This is a genomic window from Pseudomonas sp. NBRC 111127 (assembly GCF_001320345.1).
Taxonomy (GTDB): Bacteria; Pseudomonadota; Gammaproteobacteria; order Pseudomonadales; family Pseudomonadaceae; genus Aquipseudomonas; species Aquipseudomonas juntendi.
In genome coordinates, this window is record NZ_BCBD01000127.1 from 1 (window position 1) to 15,402 (window position 15,402).

Genomic DNA, 15,402 nt, shown 5'->3' on the forward strand with positions numbered 1-15,402 from the left:
GCTCAAACACCTCAACCGCCTGGAGCAAGTGCTGGCCCGTGCCGAATGGCAGGACAGTGACCATGCCGAGGGCCTGATGCGTGACGGGCAAGGCCGGGTGATCGAAGGGGTATATAGCAACCTGTTCCTGGTGCGCGACGGCGTGCTCTTTACCGCCGACCTCAGCCGTTGTGGCGTGGCCGGGGTCATGCGCGGTGCCTTGCTCGACCAGGCGCGCTTGCAGGGTATTACGGCCCACGTCTGCGACCTGCCGTATGATGCACTGGAGCAGGCCGATGAAGTATTTGTTTGCAACAGCGTCTATGGGGTGTGGCCCGTGCGCGGGCTTGCCGCGTTAAACTGGTCGCCGGGCCCGCTTACCCGAAAACTGCAGGCCGTTGCCCGTACGTTACTGGAAACCTGAATTCGTGAGACGTAAATTCCTGCTGCTGCTGGAAATGGGTCTGATCCTCGCCGGTCTGGCGCTAGGCTGGTCGGCCTGGAAAATCAACTCGGTCCTGGAGCAGCCACTGCACGTCACGCAGGAACGCCTGCTCGACGTGCCCAATGGCACCACCCCCAACCGCATGTTCTACCGCATGCAAACCGAAGGGCTGCTCGACGACGCCGTCTGGTTGCGCCTGTACTGGCGCTTCAACATGGCCGGTACCCCGTTGCACACCGGCGAATATCGCCTCACCCCTGGCATGACCGTCGAGCAGCTGTTCGACGCCTGGCGCCGGGGCGACGTGGTGCAATACAACCTGACCCTGGTCGAGGGCTGGACCTTCCGCCAGCTGCGCGCGGCCGTGGCCAAGCATGAAAAGCTCAAGCACACCCTGGATGGCCTGTCGGACGCCGAGGTCATGGACAAGCTCGGCCATACCGGTGTGTTCCCTGAGGGCAGGTTCTTCCCCGATACCTACCGCTTCGTGCGCGGCATGAGCGACGTCGAACTGCTGCAGCAGGCCTACATGCGCTTGGAAGAAGTGCTGGCCAAGGAATGGGCCGAGCGCGCCACCGACCTGCCGTACCGCGATCCCTACCAGGCGCTGATCATGGCTTCGCTGGTGGAGAAGGAAACCGGCATCCCCCAAGAGCGCGGGCAGATCGCCGGGGTGTTCGTGCGGCGTTTGCGCCTGGGCATGATGCTGCAGACCGATCCGACGGTTATCTACGGGATGGGTGAACGCTATAACGGCAAGATCACCCGAGCCGACCTGCGCGAGCCTACGCCCTACAATACCTACACCATCACCGGCCTGCCGCCCACGCCGATTGCCATGGTCGGCCGCGAGGCGATTCACGCGGCGCTCAACCCGGCCGATGGCACCAGCCTGTACTTCGTCGCCCGTGGCGACGGCAGCCATGTGTTCTCCGACGACCTCAACGATCACAACTCGGCGGTGCGGGAGTTTCAGCTCAAGCGGCGGGCAGACTATCGCTCCAGCCCCGCGCCGCAGCAACCGGCAAAACCGGGTGACGATGACGCTGCGCCAGCGGCCGGCGAACAGCAGTCGGCACCCGACGAGCCGGCTGCGCAGCCGGCGCCGGCCGCTCCCGGCGGTGATGCCCAGGCGGCCGAGCCGGCAACGCCTGACGAACAACATTAAGGACTGCCTGTGAGCGGCTTGTTTATTACTTTGGAAGGCCCCGAAGGCGCGGGCAAAAGCACCAACCGCGACTACCTGGCGGCGCGCCTGCGCGAGCATGGCCTGGATGTGGTGCTGACCCGTGAGCCAGGTGGCACGCCGCTGGCCGAGAAGGTGCGTGAGCTGCTACTGGCCCCCAGCGATGAACCCATGGCCGCCGACACCGAACTGCTGCTGGTGTTCGCTGCCCGCGCCCAGCACCTGGCCCAGGTGATCCGCCCGGCGCTGGCCCGTGGCGCTGTGGTGTTGTGCGACCGGTTTACCGATGCCACGTATGCCTACCAGGGCGGCGGCCGCGGCCTGTCGGTCGAGCGTATCGCCACCCTGGAGCAATTCGTCCAGGGCGACCTTCGCCCGCAGCTGACCCTGGTGTTCGACCTGCCGGTCGAAGTCGGTTTGGCCCGTGCCGCTGCGCGCGGCCGCCTCGACCGCTTTGAGCAGGAGGGCCAGGCGTTTTTCCAGGCTGTGCGCCAGGCTTACCTGCAGCGCGCTCAGCGCGAACCCCAGCGTTACAGCCTGCTGGATGCCGCACAGCCGCTCGCGGTCGTGCAGCGTGCTATCGATGCGCTGTTGCCGGCCATCGTGGAGCGTTGCCGTGGCTGAGGCCTACCCCTGGCAGCAGGCGCTCTGGCAGCAATTGGCCGGGCGCAGTCAGCATGCCCATGCCTACCTGCTGCACGGGCCGCAGGGCATTGGCAAGCGGGCCATGGCCGAGCGCCTGATGGCCCGCCTGTTGTGCCAGCAGCCGCAAGGCCTGGATGCCTGCGGCACCTGCAAGTCCTGCCTGCTGCTGAAGGCCGGTAGCCACCCTGACAACTACATCCTTGAGCCCGAAGAGGCCGATAAGCCGATCAAGGTCGACCAGGTCCGTGAGCTGGTGGCCTTCGTGGTGCAGACGGCGCAGTTGGGTGGGCGCAAGGTGGTGTTGATCGAGCCGGTCGAAGCCATGAACGTCAATGCTTCCAACGCACTGTTGAAAAGCCTAGAGGAGCCTTCCGGCGACACCGTGTTGCTGCTGGTCACGCACCAGCCCAGCCGGCTGCTGCCGACCATCAAGAGCCGTTGTCAGCAGGTAGCCTGCCCCCAGCCAAACCTGGCCCAGAGCCAGGCCTGGTTGGCCGCGGCGTTGCCTGATATGGACGAGGCCGAGCGCGACGAATTGCTGAGTTTGGCCGCCGGCTCGCCGCTGATGGCGATCAGCCTGCAGGCGCAGGGTGTGCGCGAGCAGCGTGCGCTGGTTACTGACGGGGTGAAGAAGTTGCTCAAGCAACAGCAATCGCCCAGCCAGCTGGCCGAAGCCTGGAAGGCTGTGCCGATGTTGAGGGTATTCGACTGGTTCTGCGATTGGGCGCACCTCATTCTGCGCTACCAGTTGACCCAGGACGAGGAGGGGTTAGGCTTGGCCGATATGCGCAAGGTGGTGCAGTACCTGGCGCAGAAAAGCCGCCAGGCCAAGGTGCTGGAGGTGCAGGCGTGGATCCTCGAACAGCGCCAGAAGGTGCTGGGTAAGGCCAACCTCAATCAAACCCTGTTGCTCGAATCGCTGCTGGCTCGTTGGCTGCAACTGCCGGGCGCCCGCTGATTTCCCATTTTCCATGTGTGCCGCTATCCCATGCTCGTAGACTCCCATTGCCACCTTGACCGTCTTGACCTCAGTGCCCATCAGGGCTCGCTCGATGCTGCGCTGCAGGCGGCGCGTGATCGCGGGGTGGGGCATTTCCTGTGCATCGGCGTCAGTGCCGAAAACGCCGGCGCGGTAAAGGCGTTGAGCGAGCAGTACGCGGATGTCGACTGCTCGGTCGGTGTACATCCGCTGGACCTGGCGCCGGGCGAAACCCCGGCGCTGGAGTGGCTACTGCGCGAACTGGCCCACCCGCATGTGGTGGCCATTGGCGAAACCGGGCTGGATTACCACTACGAGCCTGAAGCCGCTGAATTGCAGCAGGCCTCGTTCCGCCTGCACCTGGAGGCTTCGCGGCAGACCGGCAAGCCAGTGATCGTGCATACCCGGGCGGCGCGTGCCGATACCCTGGCACTGCTGCGCGAGGCCAATCTGCCGCAGGCTGGCGTGCTGCACTGCTTTACCGAAGACTGGGACATGGCCAAGGCGGCGCTGGACCTGGGCTATTACATATCGCTGTCTGGCATCGTTACCTTCCGCAATGCCGATGCCCTGCGGGAAGTGGCGCGGCAAGTGCCGGTCGACCGCTTGTTGGTGGAAACCGATTCGCCGTACCTGGCGCCAATTCCGTATCGCGGCAAGCCGAACCTGCCGCAATATGTGCGGGAAGTGGCGGAGTATGTGGCTTCGCTGCGCGGGGCCAGTTATGGGCAATTGGCTGAGCAGACAACGGCTAACTTCAAGCGGTTGTTTCCGTTGGCGCGGGTGGGTTGATTCATTGGCGTTGAAGGTTGTGTAAGGGCCATGAGGTGCCTGCCACAACAAATTCAGCGCCTGTGAGATCGAACACCTTCGCCCCCCATACCATCCCCAAAACCCCACCTCCAACGCATATCCCCCGCAAACACACAAAAAAAACCCGGGTTCTGGGGGAGGAATCCGGGTTAAGACCATTAGGAGTAAAACAAAGGTACGCGGTCCCTGAGCACCTTTATCGGCGCGCCGCTAGGGGGGATGCGCCGCGCCAACACTTCTAGTATTGGCCAGGTTTGGCGGCCTGCCAGTGGCTATTGGTCGTTTTTTAAACAGATTTGGAATACGCCCGCGTCTGGTTCCTCCCGCAGCGTATGGTCGAGAGCATCCTGAAACACAGCCATGCTCGGAAGATCCGTGCAATTTCCCGCAAGTTAGGCATAATAAACCGCTTCGATTGTCATCCAGTCCTTCCCATGCAGAAAGAACCTCGTAAGGTCCGTGAGTTTCGCCGTCGCGAACAGGAAATCCTCGATACCGCGCTCAAGCTGTTTCTCGAGCAAGGTGAAGACAGCGTCACCGTCGAGATGATCGCCGACGCCGTGGGCATCGGCAAAGGCACTATCTACAAGCACTTCAAGTCCAAGGCCGAGATCTACCTGCGCCTGATGCTCGACTACGAGCGCGACCTGAACGGGTTGCTGCACTCGGCCGACGTCGACCGTGACAAAGAGGCCCTGTCGCGTGCCTATTTCGAATTCCGCATGCGTGACCCTCAGCGTTACCGGCTGTTCGACCGCCTGGAAGAGAAGGTGGTCAAGGGCAACCAGGTGCCGGAAATGGTCGAACAGTTGCACAGCATCCGTGCCTCCAACTTCGACCGCCTCACCCAGCTGATCAAGGGCCGCATCAGCGAAGGCAAGCTCGAAGACGTGCCTCCTTACTTCCATTACTGCGCCGCCTGGGCACTGGTGCATGGCGCCGTTGCGCTGTACCACTCACCGTTCTGGAGCAATGTGCTGGAAGATCAGGAAGGCTTCTTCCAGTTCCTGATGGACATTGGCGTGCGCATGGGCAACAAGCGCAAGCGCGACCCGGAACCGTCCCACTGAGCTACGCCCCACCGGCTATGTGTACAGGGCTTGCAAAAACCTGATTTATGAGTCAGCTTTTGCCGGCCCCTTTTTCCATGCCGGAGTCATCCATGATCGTCGATCGTCAAGGCAGGCGGTTTCGCAACCTGCGTGTCAGCCTGACGGCTGCCTGCAATTACGCCTGTACCTATTGCGTGCCCGACGGCAAGCGCCTGGTGGCGGCGCAGGATGAGCTTTCGGCAGACGCACTGGCGCGTGGCGTGGCCTACCTGATTGAAGCAGCCGGCATCGAGCGCTTGCGTATCACCGGTGGTGAACCGCTGGTCAGTCCGCGCCTGGAGGCCTTTCTCGCCGCGGTGGCCAAACTCGGCCTCGAGGATATTTCGCTGACCACCAATGGTCAGCTGCTGGGCCGTAAGTTGCCGCAATTGCAGGCAGCCGGAATTCGCCGGCTGAATGTTTCGCTCGACACCCTGGACCCGTTGGCGTTTCGCCAGATCGCCCGCGGCGGCGACCTGGCCACGGTGCTGGCGGCGATGGAGCGGGCCCGCGCCATGGGCATGCAGATCAAAGTGAACATGGTGCCGATGCGCGGGCAAAACCTCGACCAGGTGCTGCCGTTGCTGGATTACTGCATGGCGCGTGGCTTTGAGTTGCGTTTCATCGAACTGATGCGCATGGGCCACCTGGCGCGTGATCACTCTGCTTTCCTGCGGCAATTTGTCAGCCTCGATGACCTGCTCACGCTGATCGGCGGTCAGCACGCCTTCGCCCGTGTCGCTGCGCCGGTGGACGCCACCGCCATGCGCTATCAGATCCCCGGCAAGGGGCACTTCGGCGTCATCGCCAATGAGAGCGTGCCGTTCTGCCGAACGTGCTCGCGGCTACGGCTGTCGTCCACAGGTTGGCTGCATGGCTGCCTGTCGTCGGGCAATCGTCATTTCGTTGGCGACCTTCTGGAGAAACCACGTCACCAAGCCTTGCCGGCGCTGCAGCGGTTACTGGTCAAGGCGCTGGCAGACAAACAGGCATTGGCGTTTTCCGGCGGCGTGACGGTGATGAAGGTAATCGGCGGCTGAAGCTGGCGCAAAAGCTGCATCCGCCGGCTATTCGCCGGTTTTTCGTCGCCGGTCACTGGAGGAAAGATGCGTAGCCTGGTCTTGCTGCTGGCGCTGATGGCGTTGGGCGGTTGCATGAATGTCAGCGATATGGGCGAGGGCGTCCGCTATCACATGAGCGACGCAGGGCTGCTGGACCATAGCGAAACCCGGCGCACGCTGTCGATTCGCCTGCAGCCCGACTCGTTCATCTTCATAGGGCAGGGCGCATTCGTGCCGCCTGGCAAGGGCCCGGTACCCCGGCAGAATGCAGTGGCCGAGCAGGCGTTCAAGAGTTTCGTCGAGTATTTCCCGCTGGTGCGCCGCGCCCAAGGCCCGCTGGGCCTGGAAGAGGCCATTGCGCAGGCCCGTTCGGTCGGTGCCGACTATGTGCTGTATACCCGCTTTGCCCGCACCGACGACCGCATCGGCAATGGTGACGAGTGGTACGACGAGCAAGCCGTCGACCGCCTGGGCTGGGACAGCGGCGTGGTGCAGATGATGCTGATCGAAACCAATACCCGCTACCTGATCGATACCGCTCGCATCAAGAGCCGTGGCGGTTTGTTGACGTTCCACGACAAAACCCCCGAGGATTTGCTTGCCGCACCGATGCGCGAGTACGCTCGTAGCCTTCTGGGCATGAGTGAGTGAGGCGAGTGTGATGAGCGACACCGGTAAGGCCAACGACCTGCTGGCGCAGATCCCCAAGGCCAAGGGCCTGCCACCGGTCCACCTGTGGAACCCCGATTTCTGCGGTGACATCGACATGCGTATCGCCCGCGATGGCACCTGGTATTACCTGGGCACGCCCATCGGCCGCAAACCGATGGTGCGGCTGTTCTCGAACATCCTGCGCCGCGATGGTGACGATTACTTCCTGATTACCCCGGTGGAAAAGGTGGGCATCCAGGTAGACGATGCGCCGTTCGTGGCAGTGGCGCTGGAGGTGCAAGGGCAGGGCGAGCAGCAGGTGCTGCGCTTTACCAGCAATGTCGAGGATCAGGTCGAGGCCGGCCCGGCCAATCCGCTACGGGTAGTCACCGATCCGGTGACGCAAGCGCCGTCGCCGTACGTGCTGATGCGCAGCAACCTCGAGGCATTGATACACCGTAATGTGTTCTACCAGATGGTGGAGTTGGCGGTGCCGCGCGAGATCGACGGTGAGCAATGGCTGGGCGTTTGGAGCGGTGGCGAGTTCTACCCGATTGGGCGCAGCAGCTGATTGCATTGTGCGTGCGTCGCCGGCTTCGCAGCAAACGAAAAAGCCCCCGGCTGCTTTCACAGCCGGGGGCTTTTTCAATGTTTGGCTCCGCGACCTGGACTCGAACCAGGGACCCAATGATTAACAGTCATTTGCTCTACCGACTGAGCTATCGCGGAATCTGCGCACATCATACTGATCGCCAGGGGGAAGTCAAGCCACCCCCTGCCAAATCAAGCAGTTACAACACTTGCACGATCGCCTTGGTGACGACATGGATGTTGCTCTGGTTCAGCGCAGCCACAGCGATGCGGCCAGTGTCCAGCGCATAGATGCCAAAGTCGTTCTTCAACCGGGCGACCTGCTCTACGCTCAGGCCCGAGTAGGAGAACATGCCGACCTGGCGACCGACGAAGCTGAAATCGCGGTTGGCACCGTATTCGGCCAACAGCGCGACCATCTGCTTGCGCATGCCGTGGATGCGTTCGCGCATTTCGGCCAGTTCGGTTTCCCACATCTGGCGCAGCTCGGCGCTGTTCAGCACGGTAGCGACGATGGTTGCGCCGTGGGTGGGCGGGTTGGAATAGGTGGTGCGGATCACGCGCTTGACCTGCGACAGCACGCGGGTGCTTTCGTCTTTGGAGGCGGTAACCACCGACAGCGCACCCACGCGCTCGCCGTACAGCGAGAACGACTTGGAGAATGAGCTGGATACGAAGAACTCTAGGCCCGACTCGGCGAACAGGCGGACCGCGAAGGCGTCTTCGGCAATGCCGTCACCAAAGCCTTGGTAGGCCATGTCGAGGAACGGCACGTGGCCTTTGGCCTTGACCACTTCCAGCACGTTTTTCCAGTCGTCCAGGCTCAGGTCGACGCCCGTCGGGTTGTGACAGCAGGCGTGCAGCACCACGATCGAGCCGGAGGGCAGGGCGTTGAGGTCTTCGAGCATGCCGGCGCGGTTGACGTCGTTGCTCGGGGCGTCGTAGTAGCGGTAGGTCTGCACCGGGAAACCGGCCGACTCGAACAGGGCGCGGTGGTTTTCCCAGCTTGGGTCGCTGATGGCCACCACGGCGTTTGGCGAGATCCGCTTGAGGAAGTCGGCACCGATTTTCAGTGCGCCAGTACCACCGACGGCCTGCACGGTGACCACGCGGCCGGCGGCCAGCAGTGGCGATTCGGCACCGAACAGCAGCTTTTGCACGGCCTGGTCGTAGGTGGCGATACCATCGATCGGCAGGTAGCCGCGCGAGGCATGCTGGGCTGCACGCTGGGTCTCGGCTTCGATCACGGCGCGCAGCAGCGGAATGCGGCCTTCCTCATTGCAGTACACGCCAACACCCAGGTTGACCTTGTCGGTACGTGGGTCGGCATTGAATGCTTCGTTGAGGCCCAGGATAGGGTCGCGGGGTGCCAGCTCGACAGCGGAAAACAGGCTCATTGTTACTTCGGCTCTGATTGGAGAGTGATAGGGCGTACACGCTCCAGCCGAATGCACTGAAGCGGTGCACAAACGGGGAGTCAGTATAGTGATACCGACCGGTGACCGCGACACTCTGGCGCGGCTTTTCCGGGTATTTGCGCAAATATTTTTTGACCATCGGTCTGATTGCCCGGTCAACCGTAATACCTGGTTGTGGCTGTGCCTTGAAAGCCGCCCCTTGCGGGCGCATTTGGGTATAGACTACTGGCTAAATTTACAGTTACTGCAGCACTGCGAGGTCCTTCATGTCCGAGTTCCAGCTCGTTACCCGTTTCCAGCCTGCCGGCGACCAGCCCGAGGCGATCCGCCAGATGGTCGAGGGCATCGAGGCCGGGCTGTCGCACCAGACGCTGCTGGGGGTGACCGGTTCGGGCAAGACGTTCAGCATTGCCAACGTGATCCAGCAGGTTCAGCGCCCGACCCTGGTGCTGGCGCCGAACAAGACCTTGGCCGCGCAGCTGTACGGTGAGTTCAAGGCGTTTTTCCCCAATAACGCGGTGGAGTACTTCGTCTCCTACTACGACTATTACCAGCCGGAAGCCTATGTACCGTCGTCGGACACCTTCATCGAGAAGGATGCATCGATCAACGACCATATCGAGCAGATGCGTCTCTCGGCGACCAAGGCGCTGCTGGAGCGCCGCGATGCGATCATCGTCACCACCGTGTCGTGCATCTACGGCCTGGGCAGCCCCGAGACCTACCTGAAAATGGTCCTGCACGTGGACCGCGGCGACAAGCTCGACCAGCGCGCGCTGCTGCGCCGCCTGGCCGACCTGCAGTACACCCGCAACGAGATGGACTTTGCCCGCGCCACCTTCCGTGTAAGGGGGGATGTGATCGACATTTTCCCCGCAGAATCGGACCTGGAGGCCATCCGCGTCGAGCTGTTCGACGACGAGGTGGAGAACATCGCGGCGTTCGACCCGCTGACCGGCGAGGTCTTCCGCAAGCTGCCGCGGTTCACCTTCTACCCCAAAAGCCACTACGTCACCCCGCGGGAAACCCTGCTGGACGCCGTGGAGGGCATCAAGGCAGAGCTCAAGGACCGCCTGGAGTACCTGCACAAGGCCAACAAGCTGGTCGAAGCCCAGCGCCTGGAGCAGCGCACCCGGTTCGACCTGGAGATGATCCTGGAGCTGGGCTACTGCAATGGCATCGAAAACTACTCGCGTTACTTGTCTGGCCGCCCGGCGGGTGCACCGCCGCCAACGCTGTACGACTACCTGCCGCCCGATGCGCTGCTGGTGATCGACGAATCCCATGTCAGCGTGCCGCAGGTGGGGGCCATGTACAAAGGCGACCGTTCGCGCAAGGAAACCCTGGTCGAGTATGGCTTCCGCCTGCCGTCGGCACTGGACAACCGGCCCATGCGCTTCGATGAATGGGAGAGTGTCAGCCCACAGACCATCTTCGTTTCCGCCACCCCGGGGCCTTATGAGGCCGAGCATGCCGGGCGGGTGGTGGAGCAGGTGGTGCGCCCCACCGGGCTGGTCGACCCGCAGGTCGAAATTCGCCCGGCGCTGACCCAGGTCGACGACCTGCTGTCGGAGATCCGCAAGCGGGTGGCTGCCGGCGAACGGGTGCTGGCCACCACCTTGACCAAGCGCATGGCAGAAGACCTCAGCGACTACCTGGCCGATCACGATGTGCGGGTGCGCTACCTGCACTCGGACATCGACACGGTGGAGCGGGTGGAGATCATCCGTGACTTGCGCCTGGGTACCTTTGACGTGCTGGTGGGGATCAACCTGCTGCGTGAGGGCCTGGACATGCCCGAGGTGTCCCTGGTGGCGATCCTCGATGCCGACAAGGAAGGCTTCCTGCGCTCGGAGCGGTCGCTGATCCAGACCATCGGCCGTGCGGCGCGTAACCTCAATGGCCGGGCCATCCTGTACGCCGACAACATCACCGGCTCGATGCAGCGGGCGATCGATGAAACCGAGCGCCGCCGCGAGAAGCAGATCGCCTTCAACGAAGCCAACGGCATCGTGCCCAAGGGCGTGATCAAGGACATTACCGACATCATGGAGGGCGCCACCGTCCCGGGTGCGCGCAGCAAGAAGCGCAAGGGCATGGCCAAGGCCGCGGAGGAAAGCGCCCGTTACGAGGCCGAACTGCGCACGCCTGGGGAGATCACCAAGCGTATCAAGCAGTTGGAGGAGAAAATGATGCAGTTCGCCCGCGACCTGGAGTTCGAAGCCGCGGCGCAGTTGCGTGACGAGATCACCAAGCTGCGCGAGCGGTTGATCACCAGCTGAAGGCTGGCGCCGGCCCTGTGGGTGCATCTTAACAAGCTCAATGGGCCTCGCCAGCTTTCAAGCCCTGGGGCAATTTGCGGGTCAGCAGCACCGCCACCATGCTTACCGCCAAACCAATCCCGACGAAGTGGAAGGCGTCGTTGTAAGCCATGATCAGCGCCTGCTGGTGGGTGATCTCGCTCAGCTTGCCCAGCGCCGCGTTGTCACTCCCCAGGCGCTCCGTCAGTTGCGCCAGGCGCTCGGCCACTTGGGGGTTGGTGGGCACTACGGCCTCACGCAGGTAATCGAAATACACCTTGGTGCGTGCGTCCAGCAGTGTTGCCAGCAAGGCAATGCCAATGGCGCCGCCGAGGTTGCGCAGGATATTGAACAGGCTCGACGCAGACCCTGCGTCCTGCGGCTGAATATAGGCGGTGGCGATCAGCGAGATGGTGACCATGATCATCGGCTGGCCCAGTGCGCGAATGATCTGCACATGGTTGAACTGCGGCCCGGCAAAGTCAGGGTTCAGGACCCCCGAGCCGAAACTGGCAGCGCCGAACAGGCAGAAGCCCAGCGCACACAGCACCTTGGGCGATACCACCTTCATCAGCTGCGGCACCAGCGGAATCAGGAACAGCTGCGGAATACCCATCCACATGATCACTTCGCCAATCTGCAGGGCGTTGTAGCCCTGCACCTGGGTCAGATACAGCGGCAGCAGGTAGATCGAGCCGTACAACCCGACCCCCATGCCCAGGCTGGCGATGCTCGACAGGCCGAAGTTACGGTTGCCGAGTATGCGCAGGTTGATCAGTGGGTGCGGCCTGGAAAACTGCAGGATGACGAAGGTGATGAGGCTGACCAGGGCGACGCTGCCCAGGGCCACGATCAAGTGCGATTCCAGCCAGTCCTTGCGGTGGCCTTCTTCGAGAAATACCTGCAGGCAGCCCAGGCCCAGGCCGAGTGTGAGGATGCCGGCATAGTCGGTGCTTTTCAGCAGATCCCAGTGCGCCTCCTTTTTCTCCAACCCGTACAGCAGGCCAGCGATCATCACCAGGCCCGGCGGGATGTTGATGTAGAAGATGTATTCCCAGCCCCAGTTCTCGGTCAGCCAGCCGCCCAGGGTGGGGCCGATCGACGGCGCGAAGGTGGCGGTCATGGCGAACATGGCCATGCCCTTGGCACGGTGGTGCTCCGGCAGTTTGGTCAAGGTCAGGGTGAATGCCAGCGGGATCAGCGCGCCGCCGGTAAAGCCTTGCAGGGCGCGGAACAGGATCATGCTTTCCAGGTTCCAGGCCATCGAGCACAGCAACGAAGACAGCAGGAACCCGGCCGAAACCCACACCGCCAGGCGCCGCGCCGACAGCAGCTGCACCAGCCAGGCCGTCAGCGGGATCATGATGATTTCCGCGACCAGGTACGAGGTGGAAATCCACGAGCCTTCTTCCAGGGTGGCCGACAGCGCGCCCTGGATGTCCTTGAGCGAAGAGTTGGTGATCTGGATGTCCAGCACCGCCATGAAGGCGCCGAGCATCACGCTCATCACGGCGATCCAGTCGCGGCGGCTGGGCTCCGCCGTCGGGCGCAGCAGTTGTTCAGCGGCCATCGTGGCCTTCGTCTTCGTTGCGCAGGTCCACGGTGGCAGTGACCGACATGCCCGGGCGAATACGCCCGTGCAGAGGGTTGTCGGCGCGGAAGGTGAGTTTTACCGGGATGCGCTGGACCACCTTGGTGAAGTTGCCGGTGGCGTTGTCCGGTGGCAGCAGGCTGAATTGCGCACCCGAGGCTGCGAACAGGCTGTCGACCCGGCCTTCGATCGGCGTATCGGGGTAGCTGTCGAACAGCAGTTCAGCGCGCTGGCCTGGCTGCATATGGCCGATCTGGGTTTCCTTGAAGTTGGCCTGCACCCAGATGTCTTCGTCAGGCACGATCGACAGCAAGTAAGCCCCGGCCTGCACCACCTGGCCATTACGGGCACTGCGCTGGCCGATGGTGCCGCTGATGGGCGCGCGGATCTCGCAGCGGGTGAGGTTCAACTCGGCCTGGGCCAGGTCGGCGCGGGCATTGGCGATCTGCGCATCGAGGCGCTTGAGGTCGGCATTCAGTGCGCTGACCTGCTGGCGCTGGCTTTGCAGGTCGGCACGGGCCTTGTCCACTTGCGACCCGGCAACATGGCTGTCGGCCGACAGGGTGGTGACCCGTTCTTCCGACACAAACCCTGGCTTGCGCAGTTTCTCGGCGCGGCTCAGGTCCAGCCGCGAGCGGTCGAACGTGGCCTGGTTGGCGGCCACCTGGGCCTGGCCGGCGGCAATCAGGCTGCTTTGCTGGGTAAGGCGGCTTTGCGCCTGGGCGTACTCGGCTTCGCGGGTGGCCAGTGCCGCACGGGCGCGCTGAAGGGCCAGCTCGAAATCGGCCGCCTCCAGGCGCACCAGCAGGTCGCCCTGGTTGACATGCTGGTTGTCTTCGACCGGCACGCTGTCGATGCGCGCGCCCAACTGGCTGGAGACACGGGTGATCTCGCCCTGTACGTAGGCGTTGTCGGTACTTTCGTAGAAGCGCCCCTTGAAATACCAATGGGCCAGGAAAGCCAGGGCAATGATGGCCACCAGGGTGAAGAATATCGCCAGGCGGCGTTTGAGTTGGGCAGGCATGGGGGATTGTCGTTGCAGAAATGTAAATAAATTTAACAGCGGCAGATGGCCACTCGGCAAGTGACGTTCGCGCCATTGCTGGAGCCCGGTGCCCGCCACCTGCTAACATCCCGCCTTTGTTTCATCTTTCGTTCGAGACTCTCCATGACCACCGTACGCACGCGTATCGCGCCATCGCCTACCGGCGACCCTCATGTTGGCACTGCCTACATCGCCCTGTTCAACTACTGCTTCGCCAAGCAGCACGGCGGTGAGTTCATCCTGCGCATCGAAGACACCGACCAGTTGCGCTCCACGCGCGAGTCGGAGCAGCAGATCTTCGATGCCCTGCGCTGGCTCGGCATCGAATGGAACGAAGGCCCGGACGTTGGCGGCCCGCACGGCCCGTACCGGCAGAGCGAGCGTGGCGAGATCTACGCCCAGTACGCCAAGCAACTGGTCGACGCCGGCCACGCTTTCTACTGCTTCTGCACCGCCGAAGAGCTGGAACAGATGCGTGCCGAACAGCAAGCCCGCGGCGAAACCCCGCGCTATGACGGCCGTGCCTTGCTGCTGAACGACGAGGAAGTGCAGCGCCGCCTGGCCGCTGGCGAGCCGCACGTGATCCGCATGAAGGTGCCCAGCGAAGGCGTGTGCGTGGTGCCGGACATGCTGCGTGGCGATGTCGAAATCCCGTGGGATCGCATGGACATGCAGGTGCTGATGAAGAACGACGGCCTGCCCACGTACTTCCTGGCCAACGTGGTGGACGACCACCTGATGGGCATTACCCACGTGCTCCGCGGCGAAGAATGGCTGCCATCGGCACCCAAGCTGATCAAACTGTACGAGTATTTCGGCTGGGAGCAGCCCAAGCTGTGCTACATGCCGCTGCTGCGTAACCCCGACAAGTCCAAGTTGTCCAAGCGCAAGAACCCGACGTCGGTCACCTTCTACGAGCGCATGGGCTTCATGCCCGAAGCCATGCTCAACTACCTGGGCCGCATGGGCTGGTCGATGCCGGACGAGCGCGAGAAGTTCTCGCTGGCCGAGATGGTCGAGCACTTCGACCTGTCGCGCATCTCGCTGGGCGGCCCGATCTTCGATATCGAGAAGCTGTCCTGGCTCAACGGCCAGTGGTTGCGCGAGCTGCCGGTCGAGGAGTTCGCGGCGCGCCTGCAGAAGTGGGCGTTCAACAGCGATTACATGATGAAGATCGCCCCGCATGTGCAGGGCCGGGTGGAAACCTTCAGCCAGGTCGCCCCGCTGGGCGGTTTCTTCTTCGAAGGCGCGTTGAAGCTGGACGCCAAGCTGTTCGAAAGCAAGAAGTTGTCGGCCGACCAGGTGCGCCAGGTCATCCAGCTGATCCTGTGGAAGCTCGAAAGCCTGCGCCAGTGGGAAAAAGAGCGTATCACCGGCTGTATCCAGGCTGTGGTCGAGGCGCTGGAGCTGAAGCTGCGCGATGCCATGCCGCTGATGTTCGCGGCCATCACCGGCCAGGCCAGCTCGGTGTCGGTGCTGGACGCCATGGAAATCCTTGGCCCGGACCTGACCCGCTACCGCCTGCGCCAGGCCTTGGACCTGCTGGGTGGTGTGTCGAAGAAGGAAAACAAAGAGTGGGAAAAGCTGCTGGCCACCATCGCCTGAGG

General features: G+C 62.9%; 14 protein-coding genes and 1 tRNA gene. 11 read left to right on the top strand and 4 right to left on the bottom strand.

Going from position 1 to position 15,402, the window contains the following annotated elements; translation table 11 throughout:
* The 9 genes from APH30_RS20065 to APH30_RS20105 all read left to right on the top strand — a co-directional run.
* Positions 1-403, top strand: a 403-nt coding sequence (locus APH30_RS20065) for an aminotransferase class IV (protein WP_177333760.1), incomplete at its 5' end; no start/stop codon positions are given.
* A 4-nt stretch (positions 404-407) separates the two neighbouring features.
* Positions 408-1,592 (top strand): endolytic transglycosylase MltG, encoded by a 1,185-nt coding sequence (gene mltG / locus APH30_RS20070; RefSeq protein ID WP_054913553.1) that lies wholly within the window; start codon positions 408-410, stop codon positions 1,590-1,592.
* Positions 1,593-1,601: 9 nt separating this feature from the next.
* Positions 1,602-2,234, top strand: coding sequence for a dTMP kinase (tmk, locus tag APH30_RS20075; protein WP_054913554.1), 633 nt, complete (start codon positions 1,602-1,604; stop codon positions 2,232-2,234).
* On the top strand, positions 2,227-3,213 hold the full coding sequence (locus APH30_RS20080) for a DNA polymerase III subunit delta' (protein WP_054913555.1): 987 nt from the start codon (positions 2,227-2,229) through the stop codon (positions 3,211-3,213). The genes tmk and APH30_RS20080 overlap by 8 nt, the downstream gene beginning before the upstream one ends.
* Before the next feature lie 30 nt (positions 3,214-3,243).
* Complete coding sequence (locus APH30_RS20085) at positions 3,244-4,026, top strand: TatD family hydrolase (protein WP_009685057.1); 783 nt, start codon at positions 3,244-3,246, stop codon at positions 4,024-4,026.
* A gap of 455 nt (positions 4,027-4,481) precedes the next feature.
* Positions 4,482-5,117 (top strand): TetR/AcrR family transcriptional regulator, encoded by a 636-nt coding sequence (locus APH30_RS20090; protein ID WP_009685056.1) that lies wholly within the window; start codon positions 4,482-4,484, stop codon positions 5,115-5,117.
* 92 nt (positions 5,118-5,209) lie between these two features.
* A complete protein-coding gene (locus APH30_RS20095; RefSeq protein WP_054913556.1) occupies positions 5,210-6,178 on the top strand; it encodes a GTP 3',8-cyclase MoaA in 969 nt (322 codons plus the stop codon).
* Between the two features lie 66 nt (positions 6,179-6,244).
* On the top strand, positions 6,245-6,850 hold the full coding sequence (locus APH30_RS20100; protein ID WP_009685054.1) for a DUF4823 domain-containing protein: 606 nt from the start codon (positions 6,245-6,247) through the stop codon (positions 6,848-6,850).
* 10 nt (positions 6,851-6,860) lie between these two features.
* The gene (locus APH30_RS20105) at positions 6,861-7,421 is read left to right on the top strand and encodes a DUF1285 domain-containing protein (protein ID WP_054913557.1); all 561 of its coding nucleotides are present in this window, start codon (positions 6,861-6,863) and stop codon (positions 7,419-7,421) included.
* An 82-nt stretch (positions 7,422-7,503) separates the two neighbouring features.
* Here APH30_RS20105 and APH30_RS20110 read toward each other — a convergent pair.
* Positions 7,504-7,579 (bottom strand) — tRNA-Asn (locus tag APH30_RS20110).
* A 62-nt stretch (positions 7,580-7,641) separates the two neighbouring features.
* On the bottom strand, positions 7,642-8,838 hold the full coding sequence (locus tag APH30_RS20115; RefSeq protein WP_029887102.1) for an amino acid aminotransferase: 1,197 nt from the start codon (positions 8,836-8,838) through the stop codon (positions 7,642-7,644).
* A 287-nt stretch (positions 8,839-9,125) separates the two neighbouring features.
* Here APH30_RS20115 and uvrB point away from each other — a divergent pair, with 287 nt between their 5' ends.
* Complete coding sequence (gene uvrB / locus APH30_RS20120) at positions 9,126-11,141, top strand: excinuclease ABC subunit UvrB (RefSeq protein WP_009685051.1); 2,016 nt, start codon at positions 9,126-9,128, stop codon at positions 11,139-11,141.
* 37 nt (positions 11,142-11,178) lie between these two features.
* Here uvrB and APH30_RS20125 read toward each other — a convergent pair whose 3' ends face one another.
* Together APH30_RS20125 and APH30_RS20130 are read right to left on the bottom strand one after the other, a co-directional pair.
* Positions 11,179-12,669, bottom strand: a complete 1,491-nt coding sequence (locus tag APH30_RS20125) for an MDR family MFS transporter (protein WP_172828417.1) — start codon at positions 12,667-12,669, stop codon at positions 11,179-11,181.
* Between the two features lie 49 nt (positions 12,670-12,718).
* On the bottom strand, positions 12,719-13,774 hold the full coding sequence (locus APH30_RS20130; RefSeq protein WP_054913559.1) for an HlyD family secretion protein: 1,056 nt from the start codon (positions 13,772-13,774) through the stop codon (positions 12,719-12,721).
* Positions 13,775-13,918: 144 nt separating this feature from the next.
* Here APH30_RS20130 and gltX point away from each other — a divergent pair, with 144 nt between their 5' ends.
* Entirely contained in the window at positions 13,919-15,400 is a 1,482-nt protein-coding gene (gltX, locus tag APH30_RS20135; protein WP_054913560.1) for a glutamate--tRNA ligase, read from the top strand.
* Positions 15,401-15,402: the final 2 nt, after the last annotated feature.

Coding starts and splice junctions, on each gene's coding strand:
- APH30_RS20085 (WP_009685057.1), top strand. CDS start 3,244: ATGCTCGTAGACTCCCATTGCCACCTTGACCGTCTTGACCTCAGTGCC.
- APH30_RS20090 (WP_009685056.1), top strand. CDS start 4,482: ATGCAGAAAGAACCTCGTAAGGTCCGTGAGTTTCGCCGTCGCGAACAG.
- APH30_RS20095 (WP_054913556.1), top strand. CDS start 5,210: ATGATCGTCGATCGTCAAGGCAGGCGGTTTCGCAACCTGCGTGTCAGC.
- APH30_RS20100 (WP_009685054.1), top strand. CDS start 6,245: ATGCGTAGCCTGGTCTTGCTGCTGGCGCTGATGGCGTTGGGCGGTTGC.
- APH30_RS20105 (WP_054913557.1), top strand. CDS start 6,861: ATGAGCGACACCGGTAAGGCCAACGACCTGCTGGCGCAGATCCCCAAG.
- APH30_RS20115 (WP_029887102.1), bottom strand. CDS start 8,838: ATGAGCCTGTTTTCCGCTGTCGAGCTGGCACCCCGCGACCCTATCCTG.
- uvrB (WP_009685051.1), top strand. CDS start 9,126: ATGTCCGAGTTCCAGCTCGTTACCCGTTTCCAGCCTGCCGGCGACCAG.
- APH30_RS20130 (WP_054913559.1), bottom strand. CDS start 13,774: ATGCCTGCCCAACTCAAACGCCGCCTGGCGATATTCTTCACCCTGGTG.
- gltX (WP_054913560.1), top strand. CDS start 13,919: ATGACCACCGTACGCACGCGTATCGCGCCATCGCCTACCGGCGACCCT.